We start from the raw sequence: 18,600 nt of genomic DNA on the forward strand, positions 1-18,600 counted from the left end.
GCGACCAAGGCTAATCCCTGGGCCGCAACGACATAAACCTAACTGGAAATCGCCGCAAAAAGAAGGGCGGCAATAAACGGATAGGATAGATGTTGGCCTTACCGGCAGGTCACATCGTAATCAGTATTGATCCATCGTGACAGAGCTTAACCTGCAAGCCATCTCCACCGAAGAACCGGTTTCGACGTCGCATAAATGGGGCGCGTATAGGCCGTCGGCAAGTGTCGCGCGATTGCGCGCCTTTTCCAGTGCCAGGGCGAACGGTTATGTCGGCAAACGGCTGGCCTTTCTGGCTCGCAAGCTGGCAATGATGCAGGTTGACGGCCCGCTCGACGTGGAGGTTTTTGGCCACAAGATGCGGATCGAACCGTTTGCCAATTTGGCTGAAAAACGAGTTCTTTTCACGCCGCAATTTTTTGATCCCGTTGAACGCGATTTGTTGCGCCGGGTGTTGCCCGGCGATGGGGTGTTTGTCGATATTGGCGCAAATGTCGGTGCCTACAGCTTCTTTGCAGCTTCGTGCATGAGTTCGGTCGCTAAGATCCTGGCGATTGAGCCCCAGCCAGCGGTCTATCAAAGGCTTTGCGACAACATCGCCTATAATCCGGGTGTGCCGATCGAGCCAATCGAGTTGGCTGTGGCTGACCTTGACGGTCCCATCCAACTTTTCGTCGATCGCGGCAATGCCGGTGAAACAAGCATGCGCCGGATCGGCAGCGAAACCCATCCTCAGAGTATGATCGAGGTTCAGGCCAAGCCGCTGGCGGACATTTTGGGTGAGCGCGATCTGCCGCGGGTGGATGCCCTCAAGATCGACATTGAAGGCGCAGAAGATTTGGCGCTTGTGCCGTTTTTGCGCGATGCGCCGGAAAAGCTTTGGCCGCGACTGATGATCATCGAAAACAGCCCGGAAAGCTGGCAGACCGACTGCATCGCGTTGGCGCGGCGGCACGGCTATCAGGTCATCTCCGAGACACGGCTTAATGTTGTTCTGACGCGTTAGCCTGGAACGAAGTCCAACATCCCGCAGGGTGTGATGCCCTCCCGCGCGACAGCACAATCCAGCGCCAGCACCTCGACCCCGGCATTCATTGCAGCGCTGAGTGCGGCGGCGTAGGTCGGATCGATGTCGGCCGCCACGCTCATCGTTTTTCCGCCCGGCCATTGCGCAACAAACAGCATCACCGCGCGATGACCCGCCGCGACCATGGCCGACAGTTCGGCAAGATGCTTGGCGCCGCGCGCTGTGACCGAATCGGGAAATTCCAAATGACTGGCCTGGCGCATCAGGTGGACGTTTTTGACTTCAACATAGGTGAGGGGGGCGTTGTCGAATTCGAGCAGGATATCGATCCGGGATGTCTCGCCATATTTCTGCTCGCGCTTCAGACGGTCAAACACGGCAAGTTCCGGAATGAGGCCGTCGATGATCGCCTCTTCGGCAAGTTTGTTGGGGAGCATGGTGTTGATGCCGACCAGACACGGCGCGCCCGGGCCATCGACCTGTTCCAACTCGTAGGTGTAGGCCAGTTTGCGCTTAGGGTTCGGGGAGCGCGAGACGAAAAGCTGCGCGCCCGGCCGTGCCAGTCCCATCATCGAACCTGGATTGGGGCAATGGACGGTCAGCATCTGGCCGGCGTCCGGCCCTTCGAGCATTTCAACGTCGGCGAGGAAGCGTTTGTAGCGCTTGATCAGCCTTGCTTCGAAAAGGGGTGTGGGAAACTGCATGCTTTTGGCTTGGCCAGTGCATCCTCAAATTGCAAGCGCAAGGCGGCGGCGTTAGGGATGCGTGCACAGGAGAGTGCAGATGACAGCGACCGCATCCATGCTGGTCATTGGGGATGAAATCCTCTCAGGCAAGACCAAAGACAAGAACATCGGCGTGCTGGCCGAGGCTCTGACGATGGTTGGCATCGATCTGGTCGAAGTGCGGATCGTCTCGGACGATGAGGCCGCCATTGTCGAGGCGCTCAATGCGCTACGGGCGCAAACCTCCTATGTGTTCACGTCCGGCGGGATCGGCCCGACCCATGATGACATCACTGCCGACAGCGTAGCCAAAGCCTTTGGCGTTGGCATTGGTGTCGATCCGCGCGCTTACAAGCTGCTGTCGGATTTCTACGCCAAGACCGACCGAGAAATGAATGCAGGCCGCGAGCGCATGACCCGTATTCCCGATGGCGCCGATCTCATCGACAACCCGGTGTCCATCGCACCGGGTTTTCGTATCGGCAGTGTGCATGTGATGGCCGGCGTGCCGTCGGTGTTTGCCGCGATGCTGGAAAGCGTTCTGCCGACGCTGGAAGGCGGCCTGCCGATTGCCGTCAACACCCTGCCGTTCAACTGCGGCGAGGGTGATTTGGCTGAAAGCCTGGCGGCCATCGATGCGGACCATCCAGAGGTTGCCATCGGAAGCTATCCCAAGCTCGTGGATGGCAAATTTTCCACCGAAATTGTCCTGCGTTCGCGCGATGCGGCGGCGCTTGACGCCGCAACCCAAGCGGCCCAAAAGCTGCGCACCCAACTTGATGCTGCCTGAGAAACAAGGACCTGAGCCCCGTGAGTGAAGCTCTCAACGACAAAGCCTTCCCGGTCTCCTGGGATCAGTTCCACCGCGACGCGCGTGCGCTTGCCTGGCGTCTGGCCGAAAAAGGCCCATTCGATTCCATGGTGACGATCACCCGCGGCGGCCTTGTGCCAGCGGCCATCGTCTGCCGTGAGCTTGGTATTCGCAAGATCGATACGATCTCCATTGCCAGCTATGATTATGGAGGGACCGGCGAGCAGACGCAGGGCGATCTGGCTATTCTGAAGACGATTTCTAGCAAGATCCTCGAAACCAAAGGCTCCGGCGTTCTGATCATCGATGATCTGGTGGACACGGGCAAAACTGCGCAGGAGGTTCGCTCGATGTTGCCAGAGGCGCATTTTGCCACCGTTTATGCCAAGCCGAAGGGGCGTCCGCTGGTCGATACGTTCGTGACGGAAGTCAGCCAAGACACCTGGATTTATTTCCCTTGGGATCTTGGCTATTCGTTCGTGCCGCCAATCGCGCGCGACGCCGGCGACTGACGTCACAATGCGCTGCGGGCGTGATGGAATTGGTAGACATACGGGACTTAAAATCCCGAGGCCCTAGGCCGTGCGGGTTCGAGTCCCGCCGCCCGCACCAGAGCCAATCGCTGAGCGAATGGCGTAATGAGCGACAGGCGTTTGTGAAACAAATGCCGAGAGCGCTGAAACACTTTTCTTCTGGAAGCAAACGCTCCGTTTCCATGGAACGATTGCCTGTCGTTCTGGCCTCCTAGCATTGAATTGCTCCACCGCCGGGAACCAACCAGGCGGTAGCGCGTAAGAGAAATGACGCGCGGGCCGTTTCACGGCCGATTTTTCAAGGAGCCTTTATGACCGATCTTTCCGCCGGCCGGGTCATCGTCACCTATGGTCGTTCGCTGATGGCGTTGGCGATCGCCCGATCGCTGGCGCAGCGCGGCGTTGAAGTGATCGCCGCTGATGATGTCGATCTGACAGTTCTCGCTTTCTCCAAATGGTCGGAGAAGAGTGAAAAACACGCGAAAGCCGTCGACGACCCCGAAGCCTTTCTTGATGATCTTGAGCGTATCGTTCGCGACAACAAGCCGGAGGATGATCGGCCCTACGTCCTGATGCCGATCTTCAAGGAAACGGAATTGGTGGCTAAGAATGCCGAGCGTTTTGCGCCGCACGTAACAGTCGCAGCGCCGCCAGCATCGGCCATCGATACCGTCCACCCGAAGGACGCCTTTGCCCGCACGATCAATCGGCTTGATCTGCCGGCGCCCAAGTCTTTTGCCTGTGAGAGCGAAGACCAACTCGAAGACGCCATCGCCGCAATGAAATTCCCATGCATCATCAAGCCAGCCGATGGTGTCGGCGGTCGCGGCATCAGCAAGGTTGATGATGAGGCAGCGTTACGCGACGCCTGGGCGTTTCTCAACGAGGAATTTCCCGGCGCACCGGTCGTTCAGGCGCTGAGCAAGGGTGATGACTATTGCTACTGCTTTCTGGCCATAGACGGCGAGATTGTGGCCGACATGGCCTACCGCAATCTCGTCAGCTACCCGGCCGATTATGGCGCCGGCGTTATTCGCGAGACGGTGGAGCATGCGCCGTTCCAGGAGGCGGCCCGCAAACTGATCAGCGACACAGGATGGAACGGAGTCGGGCAGATCGACTTCATGTGGACGGGTGAGGAAAGCGACACGCCGCGGATGATCGAGCTCAACCCGCGATTCTGGGCCAATTTGGATCATTCGGTTTCCTCCGGTGTCGATTTTCCCTGGATGCATTACGAGCAGGCCGTCACCGGCAAGGTGAGCGACACGCCGAAGCCGGAAATTGGGCATCGTTCGAAGCTGCCAGGCTTGTGGCTTCTTGCGGCGCTGGAAAACCAGGACGCCGACAAGGACCGCGCCGAGCGCGAGACAGCCAACGCTGAACTGCTCGAAAAGCTGAAATCGGGCAAGGTGCGCGAGGCGTTCCAAGGCTTCGCCAGCCAACCGAACACGGGACTTGGCCTGCGTCACGCCTTTCAGGATCTGAAAAAGCGCCTGCAAGACGCCGATGCCGTTGAGACAGTGGGGATCGATGATGACGATCCGCTGGTCGGGCTTGGCGTCCTGTTCGTGCTCGGGTCATTGCTGGAGCATGGCGAATTGCCGCCGGAGCTGAAGCCCTGATGGCGGCTCGCAAGCCGATTATCGGCGTGACGCATTCGGTTAAGGGGTCGACCTTTTCTAACATCTTGATCCGGTTGGCACTCGGTCATGCCGGCGCGCGCATGGTGTCTATCACTGCCGATGCTCCGGACCCCACGCACCCCATTGACGGGTTGATGGTGACCGGTGGGTCGGATGTTTATCCGGAGCGCTATGGCGGCGAGTCGAAACCCAATTACCATTACCAGATGGCGCGCGATGAGATGGAGGAAGCCTGGCTGACCTGCGCACAGGAGCACGATCTGCCGGTGCTGGCGATCTGTCGCGGGTTGCAAATGTCCAACGTGGTGCGCGGTGGCACGCTGCACTTTGACGTGCGCACGGTCGCGGAGCGCAACAATTACCCTGGTGCCGGCGTTTGGCCTTCACTAACGTTCCGCAAGAAGGCGTCGATCGAGCCGGAAAGCCGTTTGGCGTCGATCGTCGAGACGACGAACCTGACGATCAACGCACTGCATACTCAGGCTGTGGATCGTGTCGGCGATGGTCTTGAGGTGACGGCCCGCGATGGTGACAATGTCGTTCAAGCGATGGAGGATCGCGCGCGGCGGTTCTTTTTGGCGGTGCAGTTTCACCCGGAATTGCTGCTGCATCGCGCCAAACATCGGGCAGTTTTCAAGGCGCTTGGCAGGGCGGCAGCCGACCGCGTCGCGTCAGGCGCCGATCCGGTGCGGGCGTCGCTATAGCGACGATACTTGTCTAAGCGACGCGCATCCCGTTGGACCAAACACCGCGCAACAAAGGCACATCGTCGGCCAATCGAAACCGAATCAAGTCGGCGCGTTGTCCGGTTTCTAGGGTGCCGCGATCATCCAAATGCGTGGCCCTGGCCGGCGCCTGCGTCACTGTTGCCATAGCGCGCGGCAGGTCGTCCCAAAGCTGCCCGAGCTTGGCGGCGCCATAAAGCAGCGCTGAGGGCACATAGTCAGACGATAAAATGTCGAGCAGATCCGCTTCAGCCAGCGTGTGGGCAGCGACATTGCCTGAATGCGAACCGCCGCGCACCAGATTGGGTGCGCCCATCATAATGGCAATGCCGTTTTTGCGGCAGGCATGCGCCGCGCCCAAGCTGGTCGGAAATTCGGCCAGTTGGATACCGTGGCTTGCGCTGCGCTCAACATGATCACGCGTTGTGTCGTCATGGCTTGCCAGCACGGCGCCGAAGCGCCCCGCCGCTTCAACGGCAGCCAACTCGTGCTTTTCGCTGACGCGCGCGCTGAGCGCCTTGCGTTCGGCGATATGCGCCTGGAAGTCCTGTTTCGACATGCCGTGTTTGCCGCGCATATAGGTCTCGTACTGGGTCGTGTCGGTGAACTGGCGCTGGCCGGGCGTGTGGTCCATCAGGCTGACGATGCCGACGCGATCTTCTGGCCCGAACGTGTCGAGTTCATCGATCAGCGTTTCTGAACAAAGCTCGGCGCGCAGATGGATATGGTGGCTGATTTTCAGAAGGCCTGCGCTTCGGGCCTGAAGAACTTCGCTCACCATGGCGCGGGCATAGGGTTTGATCGGTGCGGTGTCTTTCACCTGTTCGGCAAAGCCGAGCCGTACCGCGTCGAAAACCGTTGTAATGCCGGTGGATGCCAGTTCCGCGTCATGCGCGACTATGGCGGCGTTGTGTGGCCAGTTGGCGCTGGGCCGCGGATGCAGATGGCGTTCCAAATTGTCGGTGTGCAGTTCGATCAGCCCCGGCGCTACATAATCGCCGTCGCAATCCACCGCTCCTGGTGGCACGGCGTTGCCTTGGTCTATTGCGGTCAGAACACCGTCCTGAAAGCGAAGGCTTCCCTGGACGATTTCGTTCGGCAGGATCAACTTGGCATTGGCGAGAATGGTGGTTTGCGTCATAGCGGGGTTCTTTCACGATGCGACGGGTCTGCGCAATCGCTGCGAACAGGATCAAACCATGGCGCCATACAGCCGCTACGCCATCTATGTCATGCCCAAAGGGCCGCTCTATGACAGGGCTTCGACATGGCTTGGTTGGGACGCACGGCGTGGCTTGGTCCGCGAACAGCCTGAGATCGGCGGGTTACCTGCGCCAACTCCGGACCTGACGGCCACGCCACGGCGCTACGGCTTTCATGGTACGATCAAACCGCCGTTTCGGCTTCCGGAAGGCAAGACGCTGAGCGGCTTGCAGGATGCCTGCGCTGAACTCGCCGCCGGGATTGACGCGGTTCGCGTAGGGCGCCTGGTCGTGCAGCCGTTGGGCGGCTTCGTCGCCATGGTGCCTGAGCAACCCTGTGCGCCGCTCGACGCGCTGGCGGCCCAGGTTGTTGAAGCCCTGGATTCCTTCCGTGCGCCGCCATCACCTGAAGAACTGGCCCGGCGCCGACGGTCGGGTCTGTCAGACGTGCAGGACCGCTTGCTTCAGCGCTGGGGCTACCCTTATGTGATGGAGGAGTTCCGCTTTCACATGACGTTGTCGGGCAAGCTCGATGGGTCAGATGCCAACGCGCTTGCCGAACGGCTTGACCAGCATTTTGCGCAGGTTTTGGCGGAGCCGTTTGTTATCGACGCTCTGGCCTTGGTCGGTGAGGCCGAGGATGGCCGGTTCCACCTGGTTGCGGATTACCCTTTGGCCGACGGATCGGAGGCCGGGCCGGTGTAGGTCCAGCGATAGGAGGGCGGAGTTGGGCCTTTGTTGCGCCCACCCTGCTGCATCTGTTCCCAGGCATGGGCGATGATTCCCACCGACCTCGATAGACAAAAAAGCCCGCGCGCCAAGGGGCCAGCAAAGCCAAGCTCGGCGTAAATCACCGCTGTGGAGCCATCGATGTTCATCGGCACGGGCTTGCCTTTGCGTGTGTTCAGCACGGTTTGAATGGCGCGGCCAATCCCGGCAAAATCGCCGCTGACAGTGCCTTGTGCAGCGGCTTGATCGACAAGTGCCAACAGGCGCGGCGCGCGCGGGTCCTCTGGTTTGTGGAAACGGTGGCCAAACCCCGGCACGAACGGCGTGCGCTCGGCCTGCCAGCGGTCGATTGCCCGTTCGGCTGCCGATTCTACTGGTTCACCTGTATCGATTTGGCCCTTCACCCAGCCATAGAGCTCCACGGCCTGTTCGCCTGCGCCACCATGGACATCGTCGAGCATGTTGACCGCACTTGCCATTGCACCGTTCAATCCTAGCCCGCAGGTCACAGCCATCCGCGCGGCGGCAATGGATGGGGCTTGCGGCCCATGGTCGACTGCGGCCACCAAAGCGCATTCCAGTAGCTTGGCTTGATCGGGTGAGGGCATCTCACCACGCACCATAAGCCAAATCATCTGCGGGAAGGTGACGTGTCCAATCAGCTCCTGCACAGGATGCCCGCGCAGGTCGATCCGCCCCGGTTCCATGTCAATGATCGCGGTTGACCACCAGTCGGAAACGTCACTCATGGTCTAGTCCTTGTCTTGCGCGGTGGCGATGATGTTGCGGGCGGCGAGATCGGCCAATTCAGCTTCAGGCAAGCCCAGCTCGGCCAGCACGTTGGCGGTGTCAGCGCCAAGCTCTGGTGGATCGGCAAAAATGTCTGAGCGACGACCGTCCATCTCAATGGGCAGCGCGGGAAGCTTCGTTGTCACCCCGCCGCGCAGTTTGGTTTCCAGCAGACGCCCTCCGGCGTTGAGATGCGGGTCGTCAAACAGCTGCTCGGGCCGGGCGATGTGCGCAAAGGGCAGCTTAGCTCGCGTTGCTTTATCGGTGAACTCGCTGAGCGTCAGTGCGCCGACAATCTGTTCCATCCTTGGCATCAGCCGGTCACGTGCTTCGATCCGTTGGTTGTTCGTCGCAAGGCCTGCGTCGGTCGCCAAGTCCGGCAGGTCAAAAACCTCGCAGAACCGCGTCCAATGGCGGTCGGATGTGATGCCGAGAAAAACCCGTTCGCCGTCGCCAGTGGTGAACTGATCATAGACCGCCCAGGCCGAGACCCGCGCTGGCATCGGTGGGACCGGGGCATCGGAAAGCGCGGCATAGGCCAAATGCTGGCCCATCAGGAACATCGCCGATTCGAAGAGGTTTGACGTCACCAATTGGCCCTTGCCGGTGGTATCGCGCTCGCGGAGCGCCGCCTGAATCGCGATCACGCCGAACATGCCGCCCATGATATCGACCACCGACGACCCGGCACGCAGCGGCTGGCCCGGCGGTCCTGTCATGTATGCAAGGCCGCTCATCATCTGCACAACTTCGTCGAGCGCAACGCGGTTCTCATAAGGGCCCGATGAAAAGCCCTTTAAGGACAAATAGATAAGCCTCGAAAACTCGGTCTTCAGCGCGTCAAATCCAAGCCCGAGACGCTCCATGGTTCCGGGGCCAAAATTCTCAATCAGCACGTCGGCGGTGGCGATCAGCTTCTTGGCCAGCGCCAGGCCCTCTGGCGCCTTGAGATCGATCGCGATGCTCTTCTTGTTGCGATTGAAGAAGGGGAAGTAGCCGGTGCCAAAACCTTTGAGTTTGCGGGTTGGGTCGCCGCCCGGGGCAGGTTCGATGCGGATCACCTCGGCGCCAAGGTCGGCGAGGATTAGCCCGGCGGTTGGACCCATAACGGTGTGACCAAAGTCCAGCACCCGCAATCCGGCAAGCGGCATCGGGCCGGGCGTCTTCTCTTGAGATGGCATGAAAATCCTCTGATCGCGCACTGCTCTCTGCCTATCACATTCGCGTGGCAACGGGAGTCAGCGGGTGGTCAGGGTGCGGGTCGAGGCGCATATGGGCGCCAACACAGCAACACACGCGATTGGATACCCCCCATGCTTACACTTCACACCTGGAACACGCCCAACGGGCAAAAACCGGCGATCATGCTGGAAGAACTCGGCCTGCCCTATGACGTCGTGATGGTCGATATTGGCAAAGGCGACCAACATCAGCCGGACTTTCGCGCCATCAGCCCGAACGGCAAGATCCCGGCACTGGTCGATGGCGACCAAACGATGTTCGAATCCGGTGCGATCTTGATGCACCTGGCCGAAAAGCACGGCAAGTTCCTACCAGCCAGCGGTCAGGCGCGGACCGACGCCTTGGTCTGGACCTTTTGGCAGGTCGGTGGCCTAGGCCCCATGATTGGCCAATGGGGTCACTTCTCGCGCCTGGAGGAAAAGCACCCCTATGCCATCGAGCGCTATCTGGCTGAATCCATCCGACTGCTGGAGGTGATGGAAGAGCGTCTTTCCAAAAACGCCTATCTGGCTGGCGAGGATTACACCATCGCCGACATGATGAGCTTTCCTTGGGTCAAGGGCGGCTATCAGTTCCTGAACAAAGCTTCGCCCGATCGTTTGCCGCCGCTGAAAGCGACGCGCGCCTGGGTGGAGACGATTGACGCGCGCCCAGCGGTTCAAGCGGCCCTGGCGCGCTTGAAATAGGTTGGGCGGATCAACCGCCTTTACTCGCGCTGAACCCTTCCAGTTGGGGTTCGGCGCGAGGCCAAACCGGTTCACATTTGGTTTCTCTCCATCTCTGCTTATGTTAGAGATACGTAAAACAACGTGCTCGGACGATGCTGTCAGCGCGAAGAGGGGAGAACTGCGCATGTCACAAGGTGTTGCGTCGCCTGCGACGGGAACCGATCAGCCGTTCGGCCGCATTGCTATCGGCACAAAACAGGTCGATCTGCCAGAGCCTGGCAAGGAGCCCTGGCGCAAATCCCTGTTCACGGCGCTCTGCGATTCGCGGGCAAGGTTTGGCGGCAAAACGGTTGTCTACAATGATTTTGCCAAGACCGAGCTGACCTATGACCGGCTGACGCTCGGCGCCATGCTTCTTGGCGACAAGCTGCGTGATCTCGGCCGCGCAGATGCGCCTCTTGGCATTTTGCTCCCCAATGCCTCCGGCGTGGCGGCCGTGTTCTTTGCCTGCCAGGCTGTTGGGCGTGTGCCGGCGATGCTCAACTATTCCAGTGGTCTGCGTAGCCTGAACGCTGCTTGCGATGCGGCCGAGATATCGGTGATTGTCTCCTCGCGGGCTTTCATTGAAAAAGCTGGACTGGAAGACCTGGTGGAAGGATTATCCAAGCGCTGCCAGTTCGTTTGGACCGAAGATTTGCGGGCTCAGATCGGCACGTTTGACAAGATCAAGGGCATGGCGCGCCTCAAACTCGGCCTGAGCAATGTGCCCGGTCGTCATACGTCACCGGATGCCGTCGCCGTGATCGTGTTCACCTCAGGAACTGAGGGCGTTCCCAAAGGGGTGGCGCTTACTCATGCCAACCTGCTCTCCAACTGCTGGCAGTTTGACAATGTGATCGATCTGCATCCCGGCGACACCTTTTTCACAGCGCTTCCGGTGTTTCACACCTTTGGCCTCACCGCCGGTTTGATCGCCGGGGTGGTTCTTGGCGTCGGCGCCTACTTCTACCCGTCGCCGCTTCATTACAAAGAAATTCCGGAGCATATCCGTAAATCCGGAGCCAAGATCGTGGTGTCGACCGACACCTTCGTCAACGGCTGGATCAAATCCGCTGAACCCGATGACTTCAAAAACGTCCGTCTTGTCGTCCTTGGCGCTGAACGGGTGCGCGAACAAACCCGCCAACTTTTCCGCGAGCGGTTCGATATCGAGTTGCTCGAAGGCTATGGGGTGACCGAGACGGCGCCGGTGCTTGCGGCGAACCACGAAGATGACAACACGCCTGGAACCGTCGGTTACATGATGCCTGCCATTGAACACAAAGTGGAACCGGTTCCGGGCCTCAGCGAGGGTGGGCGTTTGATGGTGCGCGGGCCGAATGTGATGGCCGGCTACATCAAAGTCGATGCCCCCGGTGTGGTGCAGCCGCTGGTAGACGGTTGGCATGACACCGGCGATATCGTCGATATTGATGAAGCAGGCCGCATCAGCATCAAAGGCCGGGCCAAGCGCTTTGCCAAGCTGGGCGGTGAAATGGTCTCGCTAAGCGCGGTTGAAGCCTATGTCAGCCAGGTCTGGCCGGACGCGACGCATGCGGTCGTTGCCGTGCCGGACCCGCGCAAGGGCGAGACTTTGGTGCTCGTCACCGAGAAGGAGGATCCGGACCTGCAAGAGGTTCGCGCCTGGGCCAAAGAGAACGGTGTGGCGGAGTTGATGTTGCCGCGCAAAGTCGTGAGCGTCGAAGAGCTACCGGTGCTGGGAACGGGCAAGCTGAATTACGGGGCGCTCGATGAGCTGGCGAACCCGGCGCAATCAGAAAACGCCGCGGCTTGAACGAACGAGGCTAAGTGCCGCTGGCGTTCCATCCATAGAGCCAGTCGAAGCGTGACAGCAAACGCTCGCCGGATCGCGATTTCAGGACGAAGTTGCGTCCGGCGGCAAGCGGTCCCGACAGGTGATAGATTTTGCCGTTGCGCGCCGCTTCATGCCAAACGCGCGTGACGCGAGGCTTGCGGGCCATCTCATATCGGGCAAGCGCCTGATTGACCTGCGGCGTTGCTGTCAGCATTTGCGCCAAGACCCAAGCATCTTCGATGGCCATCGCTCCACCCTGCGCCACAAAGGGCAGCATGGCGTGGGCTGCATCGCCAACCAAGGCGATGTGCTCGTCCACCCAAGGTTCTTCCGGATTAACACCAAACAGCGGCCAAGGCGTCCAATCGGTTTGCGCCAACAGGCGTTCAAGAATTTCCTGATGCCACCCTTCAAAAGCCTTGGCGAGCACCCGATCCGGGTTGTAGCGGACCGGCCGCGGATCATCGGCGCGGGCGATAGCGACCAGATTGCGGGCTTTGCCGGCCGAAATTGGATAGTCGACCAGATGCGCATTGGGGCCGAGCCAGACATGTGTCTCTGGCATCGCGTCGGCTTCATCAAGCGGAACAACGGTGCGCCAGGCAACATAGCCGGTGAACCGCTTGTGCGAAGATGAGCGTAGCAAGGCACGGAAGGCCGAGTGGACACCATCGGCGGCCACGATGAGCTTTGCTGACGGGTCTGGATCGATCGTTGCGCCAAGCTCAATGGTGATCGCCGGGTTCTGTTGGCAGGCCTCAACCAAGACGCGCTGCAAATCCGCGCGATGGATCACCAAATAGGGTGCGCTATAGCGTTTCTCGGCCACCGCGCCGAGCGGAACTTCGGCAAGGTCTGTGTTCGCACGGCCGTCACGCAGGCGAATGCGGGTCGGCGCGACCGCATAGGACCGCAAGCGCTCAACCAGGCCAAGCGCGCGCAATATCTCAATAGCGTTGGGCGAAACCTGAATGCCTGCGCCGACCTCGTCGAAGGTCTTGGCCTGTTCGTAGACAACCGATGGCAGACTCTGATGCGCGAGGCACAGCGCGGTCGTCAGCCCGGCAATGCCACCACCAACAATGGGAACGGGATCGTGCACCAGCGCGCGTTAGGCCGCGTCTTCACCGGACCAGACACTTTGGTCCGGTTTGGCGCCGTGTTCGCCAAGCGCCTCGTTGTGTACAAAGAGCGTCGAGCAATAGGGGCACACCTTTTCGTGCTCATCGCCAAAGGTCAAAAACACATGCGGATGGTCGAAAGGTGGTTTGGCGCCTATGCACATGAAGGAATGTGCGCCGACCTCGATCCTTGGAAGGCCATCATGATTGTGGACATGGAGAATTGCCTTGTCGGCCATGGTCTGCCCTTGCTGGTGCGAGTAGGTTCTGTCAGCCGTCTAGCGCGGCTTTAAAGTCGCAGCAAGCGCGCCATTTGTCGTTGACGCCGATCACTGGTACGCCGCGCCACAAAACTGTGAGGTGCGCGCATGCAAAGCTTTGATTCTGATGGCATCCAGATCGCCTATCGCGATGAAGGCGCGGGCGATCCGATCCTTCTCATTCATGGGTTCGCGTCAAACCATCAGATCAATTGGGTTGGGCCAGGTTGGTTCGAGACACTGACCGGTGCTGGATACCGGGTGGTTGCGCTTGATAATCGCGGCCATGGGCAGAGCGAGAAGCTCTACGATCCGGCGTTTTACCCCTCAAGGCAGATGGCTGGCGATGCCCGCCGACTGCTTGATCATCTGGACATCGATCAGGCCGTTGTCATGGGCTATTCCATGGGAGCGCGCATTTCAGCTTTTCTGAATATGGATGCGCCTGAGCGGGTGTCGAAGCTTGTCTTTGGCGGGCTAGGCATCAACATGGTGCGCGGGATTGGCGGTGCGGAGATCATCGCAGAGGCCCTGCGCGCGCCGACCTTGCGCGAGGTCGAACACCCAGTTGGCCGGGCGTTTCGCGCGTTTGCTGAACAGACAGGCTCAGACCGCGAGGCGCTGGCGACTTGCATATTGGCCTCCCGCGACCCGATCAGCGAAGCGGATGTGCGCAGCATCGAGACGCCGGTACTGGTGGGCGTTGGCAGCAAAGATGAGGTGTCAGGCGACGGTCCGGCGTTGGTCGACTTGCTGCCACAAGGCCAGTTTCTCGACATCGCGCGCCGCGATCACATGACGGCTGTTGGCGACAAAGTGTTCAAGGCAGGTGTTCTGGAGTTTCTTGAGGGCTAGCTGCCTTTGAATGCAGGCGCACGCTTGTCCAAGAATGCCTGCCAACCTTCGGCGTAGTCCTCAGAGGCAAAGCATGCTTCCGCGTCCACTAGGGCTTGTGCCTCAAGGCTTGAGTCGAGCGCTGCCGCAATTGCAGATTTGGCGGCGCGTTGGGTGAGGGGGGCACGCGACAGGATCGTGGCGATGAGCTGTTCGGCTGATTCCTGGAAGGATTCGACCTCAACCAACTCGTCGACGAACCCAATCCGCAGCGCGACGTCAGCGGAGATGGGATCAGCTGTGAAGAACAGTCGTTTTGTGGCGCCTGGACCGATCAAGCGAACAAGGTCGCGAACGCCATCGATCGGATAGGCAAGGCCAAGCTTGGCGGCAGGTACGGCAAACCGCGCTGTCGATGCAGCAAGGCGGATATCGCAGGCTGCCGCCAGCCCAACACCACCGCCGAAACAGAAGCCTTCAATCAAGGCAAGTGTCGGCGTTTTTGCCTCGCGCAACGACGCAAAGGCCGCACCGTTGAAGGCTTCGTAGGCCTTCGCGCGGTCCACATCGGCGCGGTTATCGGCGAACTCAGAAATGTCGGCGCCGGAAACGAACGTGCCGTCGTGCCCGCGCAGGCTGATCAAATGGATGCTGGGATCAGCATCGGCCTCCTGAACACGCGCCGAGAGCTCTTTCCACATGGCCAGAGAAATGGCGTTGCGCCGCGCCGGATTGCTGATTGTAAGGGCGGCATGGGCGCCCTCGATGTGATAGGTGATCACCCCAAGACTGTCCTTTTTGGCCATCAGCGTTGCACGCTCCCCGGTTGGCAAGTTGACACAGCCAGCTATAACGATCCTCACGATGAACAAACACAGCCATCCGAATGAAGCAGCAGCGCTTGAGTCTGCTGCGCCACTGATCGTTCCCCAGGACCCGATCTGGCGTGCGGTGCGCGATGACGCGTTGGCCGCCGTCGATCGCGATCCGGCGACCGCGCCGATGTTCGACACGCTGGTGTTGAAACATGCGCGTCTGGAAGACGCGGTGATCGCGGTTCTTTGCTCGCGGCTTGCCGACGCGTTTTGGGCCGACCAGGCGCTGTGCAAGCTGCTGCATGAAGTGTTGGAAACATCGCCCGATGTGTTCGAGCATCTGGCCGCCGATATGCAGGCGGTTTTCGACCGCGATCCAGCATGCCACCGCTATGTCGAGCCTTTGGTGTATTTCAAAGGCTTCCAGGCGCTGCAGGCCCACCGCTTTTCGCACGCGCTCTGGCAAGCCGGTCGCCAGGACATGGCACTCTATCTGCAAAGCCGGATCAGCGCCGTGTTTCAGGTGGATATCAATCCCGCCACGCAGATCGGCGGCGGTATCTTTTTTGATCACGCCACCGGGATTGTGATCGGTGAAACCGCGGTGATCGACGACAATGTCTCGATTATGCAGAACGTGACGCTGGGCGGCACGGGCAAAGAGGGTGGCGATCGTCATCCGAAAGTGCGCTGCGGCGTGCTGGTTGGGTCCGGCGCCAAGGTTCTGGGCAATATCGAACTTGGTCAGGGATCGCGCGTTGCCGCAAGTTCGGTGGTTCTTGATCCGGTTCCGCCACGCGCGACGGTGGCTGGTATACCAGCGAAAATCGTGAGCATCGCTGAGCCGCTTGGCCCGGACTGCATGCCCTCGCTCAACATGGATCAAACCGTGCCGCACGAACGTGACCACGAACGGCATGTGGATAGCGGCTCGGGCATCTGAGCGATCGCGCTGAGGGCGTTGCAACGCCGCCGCCATCGCGTTTACATGCACCCAACATTTTGATCGCGACACCCAAGGAGCAGGCTATGCAGGCCGAGGAACTATCGAAGCTGGAAGCCTATTTGAAGCGCCTGTTTGATTCGCCGTCGATCGCCGTAAAGGCGCGGCCGCGCAAGGGCGATTCCGCGGAGGTCTATGTGGGCGATGAGTTTGTCGGCCTTATTCACAAGGACGACGAAGATGAGGACGATTTGTCCTACAATTTCACCATGGCCATTCTGGATTACGATTTGAACTAGATTGCCCTGCAGGCAATTCTACTGATTGCCGGCATAGTCCTGGCTGGAGCGGGCCAACATCAGCAAAAAGCCAAGAATGCTTTCATCAAGCTGACGCCACTCGTCCAGAAGCGTCGGTGAGAAGCGATAGGTCACGGTGAGCCCGTTGGTGAGGACGACGTCGCGGTAGCAGGTTTCCCAAACCGTCGCGCCGCCACCGGCACAGCGGGCGGCAAAGCCCGACCCTGTTGAGATGTCATAAAACACAGTCTCATCGACATAGCCTGCTTCGGGATCGAGCTGACGACGAACCAGGCCTGAGGATGTGTGCTCGATCGGGCCGACAAAGACCTCGCGGTAGACCGTGCCGAGCAGATCGGTCGTATCCATCGCGCCATCCACGTCGGAAATTCCAATGAACACGATGTTTTCGCGTGGCGTGGCACGCAGCGTTTCGGCGTCACCGAGCGGCGCCATAGTTGGCCAGGCGAGCGCCAGGTCGATGCCCGGCAGCACGCCATTGCGGTGCTGTTCGGCAAAGCGCAAATAACCGGTCGGCACGCGAAAATTGATGCCACCGACAACCAGTTCATAGGCCGCCGCTTCGCCGCGTTCCACGGTGCCGGTTGGAACCACCAAGCCCATATGGCGCAGGCTCGCATGGCCGATGAACAGGGCGCTCAAAAGCACCAGTGCGCCGGTCAAAAGGGAGAATGGCAAGACGGCAAAGCCGCGATCATGCCGCAGAATAGGATGGTCAGCCTGGATCATGCCGTGAAAATACGGCGTTCTCGGTTAACACCTGGTTTACCATCCGGCACGGCGGTTGCAGCGCCCTGTTCGAAGCGCCCGGCAGTGGCGCAAAGTGAAACAGGGCCTTCCTCCATGACCGAACCGCTTCTCTTCACCTATGCTGCGGCGTGCGGCTTTGTCGTCGCCGCGCTGCTCGCTACCGGCTACCAGCTCGTGGCCAATCGACCGGCGCGCTTTGAGATGGTGCGCGATGTGGCCGAAGCCTCGCTGTTTGGCGCGGTCGGGCGGGCACTTTTGGTGATTTGGGCGGCGCCTTACATCATCATGCGCAACGCGGTGCGCGGCCGCCTGATCGAACGTCGTCCGCTTGGATGGCTGGTCGCCAGCTTCTTCATCGCCGGGATTTGGAGCGTCTGCGCGGGCATCATTGTGCTCAGTTTTGCCATCGCCCTTGGGTGACAAAGCAAGGCCACTGCCTGTACCGTCCTGTGACACTGGCCAGGAGAGGTTTCATCCTGGAACAGGTGGCGCGAGGAAAGGAAAGGGACAGACGTGGCGCTCTATGAACTTGATGGTGTGCGGCCGGACATAATCGACCCCGATAGCGTTTGGGTGGCACCCTCGGCGCGGGTGATCGGAAAGGTTCGCCTGCATCCTGGCGCCAATGTCTGGTTTGGCGCGGTGCTGCGTGGCGACAATGAGTGGATCGATGTCGGCCCGGACACCAATGTCCAGGACATGGTGATGATGCATACCGACCCGGGATTTCCGGTGACGATCGGAAAAGGGTGCACGATTGGCCATAAGGCCATTCTTCATGGCTGCACGCTCGGCGACTACGCGTTGATCGGCATGGGCGCCACCGTGCTCAACGGCGCATCCATAGGTGACAACGCCATCATCGGCGCCAATGCGCTGGTGTCGGAGCGCAAGAGCATCGCGAAGCGATCGCTGGCGGTCGGCGTGCCGGCGCGTGAGGTCAAAGAGCTTGGCGATGGCGCCTGTTCGATGCTGGAAAAGTCTGCTGCGCACTATGTGCAAAACGCGGCTCGGTTCCGCGATGGATTGAAGCGCATCGACGATTGATATCGGTGCTGTCCAACCAGGCGATCCGGCTAGGCTGAAATCGTCGGCTCTCGGCGGCCAATGGGATGCATCGCATCGCGGTGAAAGCCCTTGGACCCGGCGGCGCAAAGATAAAGACGCGCTATCTTCCATCCGTCCGGCGTGCGCCGGAAATCATGATGGTACTGCCCCCAAAGCTCACTGTTGGGTCTGCCATCCTGGTAGCGATGCCACGCATAGAGATAGGAAACGCTGCTCGCCGCATCCGGTCCGTTGACCGTTATCTGGATGTTGGAGATGTGGTGGCTTGTGGCGGCGAAAAAGCTTGCCAACCCACGCTCGACCATCGGGCTGATCTCGTCCAAGCCGGTCATCGTTGGAACATCTGGGCCGTAGTCGACGACCGCATCGGTGGTAAAAAGCGCCAAGACATTTTCCGCTTCAGCCCGGTCGAAGTGATAGCAGTAAGCATGGATCACGTCGGTGATGGCCGCTTTGTCGAGCAGGCCCTCCAGGCTTTGTGCGTGATCCATTGGGTCCTCATCGCTACGCGTATTGGTGGGTGTCGGCTGAGGCAGCATC

The 18,600-nt window shown here is 60.1% G+C and carries 22 protein-coding genes and 1 tRNA gene; 14 read left to right on the plus strand and 9 right to left on the minus strand.

What is annotated here, in order from left to right; translation table 11 throughout:
• Positions 1-136 precede the first annotated feature (136 nt).
• Complete coding sequence (locus JJ917_03090) at positions 137-1,003, plus strand: FkbM family methyltransferase (GenBank protein MBO6697798.1); 867 nt, start codon at positions 137-139, stop codon at positions 1,001-1,003.
• Here the strand turns inward: JJ917_03090 and sfsA are convergent.
• A complete protein-coding gene (gene sfsA, locus JJ917_03095; GenBank protein ID MBO6697799.1) occupies positions 1,000-1,728 on the minus strand; it encodes a DNA/RNA nuclease SfsA in 729 nt (242 codons plus the stop codon). The two genes, JJ917_03090 and sfsA, sit on opposite strands and share 4 nt — an antisense overlap.
• Positions 1,729-1,807: 79 nt before the next feature.
• Between sfsA and JJ917_03100 the strand changes: the two genes are divergently transcribed.
• The 5 genes from JJ917_03100 (at position 1,808) to JJ917_03120 (ending at position 5,443) form a co-directional block, all read left to right on the plus strand.
• On the plus strand, positions 1,808-2,539 hold the full coding sequence (locus JJ917_03100; protein ID MBO6697800.1) for a competence/damage-inducible protein A: 732 nt from the start codon (positions 1,808-1,810) through the stop codon (positions 2,537-2,539).
• Positions 2,540-2,550: 11 nt separating this feature from the next.
• Complete coding sequence (gene gpt / locus JJ917_03105; GenBank protein ID MBO6697801.1) at positions 2,551-3,072, plus strand: xanthine phosphoribosyltransferase; 522 nt, start codon at positions 2,551-2,553, stop codon at positions 3,070-3,072.
• 14 nt (positions 3,073-3,086) lie between these two features.
• Positions 3,087-3,172, plus strand: a tRNA-Leu gene (locus tag JJ917_03110).
• 232 nt (positions 3,173-3,404) lie between these two features.
• Positions 3,405-4,718, plus strand: coding sequence for an ATP-grasp domain-containing protein (locus JJ917_03115; protein ID MBO6697802.1), 1,314 nt, complete (start codon positions 3,405-3,407; stop codon positions 4,716-4,718).
• Complete coding sequence (locus JJ917_03120) at positions 4,718-5,443, plus strand: gamma-glutamyl-gamma-aminobutyrate hydrolase family protein (GenBank protein ID MBO6697803.1); 726 nt, start codon at positions 4,718-4,720, stop codon at positions 5,441-5,443. Before JJ917_03115 ends, JJ917_03120 begins: the two co-directional genes overlap by 1 nt.
• Positions 5,444-5,456: 13 nt before the next feature.
• Here JJ917_03120 and JJ917_03125 read toward each other — a convergent pair whose 3' ends face one another.
• On the minus strand, positions 5,457-6,605 hold the full coding sequence (locus JJ917_03125) for an alpha-D-ribose 1-methylphosphonate 5-triphosphate diphosphatase (GenBank protein MBO6697804.1): 1,149 nt from the start codon (positions 6,603-6,605) through the stop codon (positions 5,457-5,459).
• Between the two features lie 58 nt (positions 6,606-6,663).
• Here JJ917_03125 and JJ917_03130 point away from each other — a divergent pair, with 58 nt between their 5' ends.
• The gene (locus tag JJ917_03130; GenBank protein MBO6697805.1) at positions 6,664-7,371 is read left to right on the plus strand and encodes a DUF1045 domain-containing protein; all 708 of its coding nucleotides are present in this window, start codon (positions 6,664-6,666) and stop codon (positions 7,369-7,371) included.
• Here the strand turns inward: JJ917_03130 and JJ917_03135 are convergent.
• Positions 7,332-8,144, minus strand: coding sequence for a citryl-CoA lyase (locus JJ917_03135; GenBank protein MBO6697806.1), 813 nt, complete (start codon positions 8,142-8,144; stop codon positions 7,332-7,334). The two genes, JJ917_03130 and JJ917_03135, sit on opposite strands and share 40 nt — an antisense overlap.
• A gap of 3 nt (positions 8,145-8,147) precedes the next feature.
• Entirely contained in the window at positions 8,148-9,335 is a 1,188-nt protein-coding gene (locus JJ917_03140; GenBank protein MBO6697807.1) for a CoA transferase, read from the minus strand.
• A gap of 162 nt (positions 9,336-9,497) precedes the next feature.
• Here JJ917_03140 and JJ917_03145 point away from each other — a divergent pair, with 162 nt between their 5' ends.
• Positions 9,498-10,112 carry a glutathione S-transferase N-terminal domain-containing protein gene (locus tag JJ917_03145; protein MBO6697808.1) on the plus strand — a complete coding sequence of 205 codons (615 nt, stop codon included), beginning with the start codon at positions 9,498-9,500 and terminating at the stop codon, positions 10,110-10,112.
• 166 nt (positions 10,113-10,278) lie between these two features.
• The gene (locus JJ917_03150) at positions 10,279-11,928 is read left to right on the plus strand and encodes an AMP-binding protein (protein ID MBO6697809.1); all 1,650 of its coding nucleotides are present in this window, start codon (positions 10,279-10,281) and stop codon (positions 11,926-11,928) included.
• Between the two features lie 10 nt (positions 11,929-11,938).
• Here the strand turns inward: JJ917_03150 and JJ917_03155 are convergent, their stop codons facing one another.
• Positions 11,939-13,051, minus strand: coding sequence for an FAD-dependent monooxygenase (locus JJ917_03155; protein ID MBO6697810.1), 1,113 nt, complete (start codon positions 13,049-13,051; stop codon positions 11,939-11,941).
• Positions 13,052-13,060: 9 nt separating this feature from the next.
• A complete protein-coding gene (locus tag JJ917_03160; GenBank protein MBO6697811.1) occupies positions 13,061-13,309 on the minus strand; it encodes a zinc-finger domain-containing protein in 249 nt (82 codons plus the stop codon).
• A 129-nt stretch (positions 13,310-13,438) separates the two neighbouring features.
• Here JJ917_03160 and JJ917_03165 point away from each other — a divergent pair, with 129 nt between their 5' ends.
• Complete coding sequence (locus tag JJ917_03165) at positions 13,439-14,185, plus strand: alpha/beta hydrolase (protein ID MBO6697812.1); 747 nt, start codon at positions 13,439-13,441, stop codon at positions 14,183-14,185.
• Here JJ917_03165 and JJ917_03170 read toward each other — a convergent pair.
• Positions 14,182-14,970 carry an enoyl-CoA hydratase/isomerase family protein gene (locus tag JJ917_03170; protein MBO6697813.1) on the minus strand — a complete coding sequence of 263 codons (789 nt, stop codon included), beginning with the start codon at positions 14,968-14,970 and terminating at the stop codon, positions 14,182-14,184. The genes JJ917_03165 and JJ917_03170 overlap by 4 nt on opposite strands.
• A gap of 58 nt (positions 14,971-15,028) precedes the next feature.
• Here JJ917_03170 and cysE point away from each other — a divergent pair, with 58 nt between their 5' ends.
• Both cysE and JJ917_03180 read left to right on the plus strand, forming a co-directional pair.
• Entirely contained in the window at positions 15,029-15,922 is an 894-nt protein-coding gene (gene cysE / locus JJ917_03175; protein MBO6697814.1) for a serine O-acetyltransferase, read from the plus strand.
• A gap of 86 nt (positions 15,923-16,008) precedes the next feature.
• Positions 16,009-16,221 carry a DUF3126 family protein gene (locus JJ917_03180; protein MBO6697815.1) on the plus strand — a complete coding sequence of 71 codons (213 nt, stop codon included), beginning with the start codon at positions 16,009-16,011 and terminating at the stop codon, positions 16,219-16,221.
• A gap of 18 nt (positions 16,222-16,239) precedes the next feature.
• Here the strand turns inward: JJ917_03180 and JJ917_03185 are convergent, their stop codons facing one another.
• Entirely contained in the window at positions 16,240-16,971 is a 732-nt protein-coding gene (locus JJ917_03185) for a hypothetical protein (protein MBO6697816.1), read from the minus strand.
• A 114-nt stretch (positions 16,972-17,085) separates the two neighbouring features.
• Between JJ917_03185 and JJ917_03190 the strand changes: the two genes are divergently transcribed.
• Together JJ917_03190 and JJ917_03195 are read left to right on the plus strand one after the other, a co-directional pair.
• A complete protein-coding gene (locus JJ917_03190) occupies positions 17,086-17,412 on the plus strand; it encodes a hypothetical protein (GenBank protein MBO6697817.1) in 327 nt (108 codons plus the stop codon).
• 93 nt (positions 17,413-17,505) lie between these two features.
• Complete coding sequence (locus tag JJ917_03195; protein ID MBO6697818.1) at positions 17,506-18,039, plus strand: gamma carbonic anhydrase family protein; 534 nt, start codon at positions 17,506-17,508, stop codon at positions 18,037-18,039.
• Positions 18,040-18,068: 29 nt separating this feature from the next.
• Here the strand turns inward: JJ917_03195 and JJ917_03200 are convergent, their stop codons facing one another.
• Positions 18,069-18,551 carry a nuclear transport factor 2 family protein gene (locus JJ917_03200; protein MBO6697819.1) on the minus strand — a complete coding sequence of 161 codons (483 nt, stop codon included), beginning with the start codon at positions 18,549-18,551 and terminating at the stop codon, positions 18,069-18,071.
• Between the last annotated feature and the right edge of the window lie 49 nt (positions 18,552-18,600).

The organism is Hyphomicrobiales bacterium, from assembly GCA_017642935.1.
GTDB lineage: Bacteria > Pseudomonadota > Alphaproteobacteria > Rhizobiales > MH13 > MH13.

What these genes read in the sequence shown, in the direction of transcription:
- JJ917_03140 (MBO6697807.1), bottom strand. Translation starts at nt 9,335, where the DNA reads ATGCCGCTTGCCGGATTGCGGGTGCTGGACTTTGGTCACACCGTTATG.
- JJ917_03135 (MBO6697806.1), bottom strand. Translation starts at nt 8,144, where the DNA reads ATGAGTGACGTTTCCGACTGGTGGTCAACCGCGATCATTGACATGGAA.
- JJ917_03190 (MBO6697817.1), top strand. Translation starts at nt 17,086, where the DNA reads ATGACCGAACCGCTTCTCTTCACCTATGCTGCGGCGTGCGGCTTTGTC.
- JJ917_03185 (MBO6697816.1), bottom strand. Translation starts at nt 16,971, where the DNA reads ATGATCCAGGCTGACCATCCTATTCTGCGGCATGATCGCGGCTTTGCC.
- JJ917_03145 (MBO6697808.1), top strand. Translation starts at nt 9,498, where the DNA reads ATGCTTACACTTCACACCTGGAACACGCCCAACGGGCAAAAACCGGCG.
- JJ917_03170 (MBO6697813.1), bottom strand. Translation starts at nt 14,970, where the DNA reads ATGGCCAAAAAGGACAGTCTTGGGGTGATCACCTATCACATCGAGGGC.
- JJ917_03200 (MBO6697819.1), bottom strand. Translation starts at nt 18,551, where the DNA reads ATGGATCACGCACAAAGCCTGGAGGGCCTGCTCGACAAAGCGGCCATC.
- JJ917_03150 (MBO6697809.1), top strand. Translation starts at nt 10,279, where the DNA reads ATGTCACAAGGTGTTGCGTCGCCTGCGACGGGAACCGATCAGCCGTTC.
- JJ917_03115 (MBO6697802.1), top strand. Translation starts at nt 3,405, where the DNA reads ATGACCGATCTTTCCGCCGGCCGGGTCATCGTCACCTATGGTCGTTCG.
- JJ917_03180 (MBO6697815.1), top strand. Translation starts at nt 16,009, where the DNA reads ATGCAGGCCGAGGAACTATCGAAGCTGGAAGCCTATTTGAAGCGCCTG.
- JJ917_03160 (MBO6697811.1), bottom strand. Translation starts at nt 13,309, where the DNA reads ATGGCCGACAAGGCAATTCTCCATGTCCACAATCATGATGGCCTTCCA.
- JJ917_03165 (MBO6697812.1), top strand. Translation starts at nt 13,439, where the DNA reads ATGCAAAGCTTTGATTCTGATGGCATCCAGATCGCCTATCGCGATGAA.
- JJ917_03130 (MBO6697805.1), top strand. Translation starts at nt 6,664, where the DNA reads ATGGCGCCATACAGCCGCTACGCCATCTATGTCATGCCCAAAGGGCCG.
- sfsA (MBO6697799.1), bottom strand. Translation starts at nt 1,728, where the DNA reads ATGCAGTTTCCCACACCCCTTTTCGAAGCAAGGCTGATCAAGCGCTAC.
- JJ917_03120 (MBO6697803.1), top strand. Translation starts at nt 4,718, where the DNA reads ATGGCGGCTCGCAAGCCGATTATCGGCGTGACGCATTCGGTTAAGGGG.
- JJ917_03100 (MBO6697800.1), top strand. Translation starts at nt 1,808, where the DNA reads ATGACAGCGACCGCATCCATGCTGGTCATTGGGGATGAAATCCTCTCA.
- cysE (MBO6697814.1), top strand. Translation starts at nt 15,029, where the DNA reads ATGAACAAACACAGCCATCCGAATGAAGCAGCAGCGCTTGAGTCTGCT.
- JJ917_03125 (MBO6697804.1), bottom strand. Translation starts at nt 6,605, where the DNA reads ATGACGCAAACCACCATTCTCGCCAATGCCAAGTTGATCCTGCCGAAC.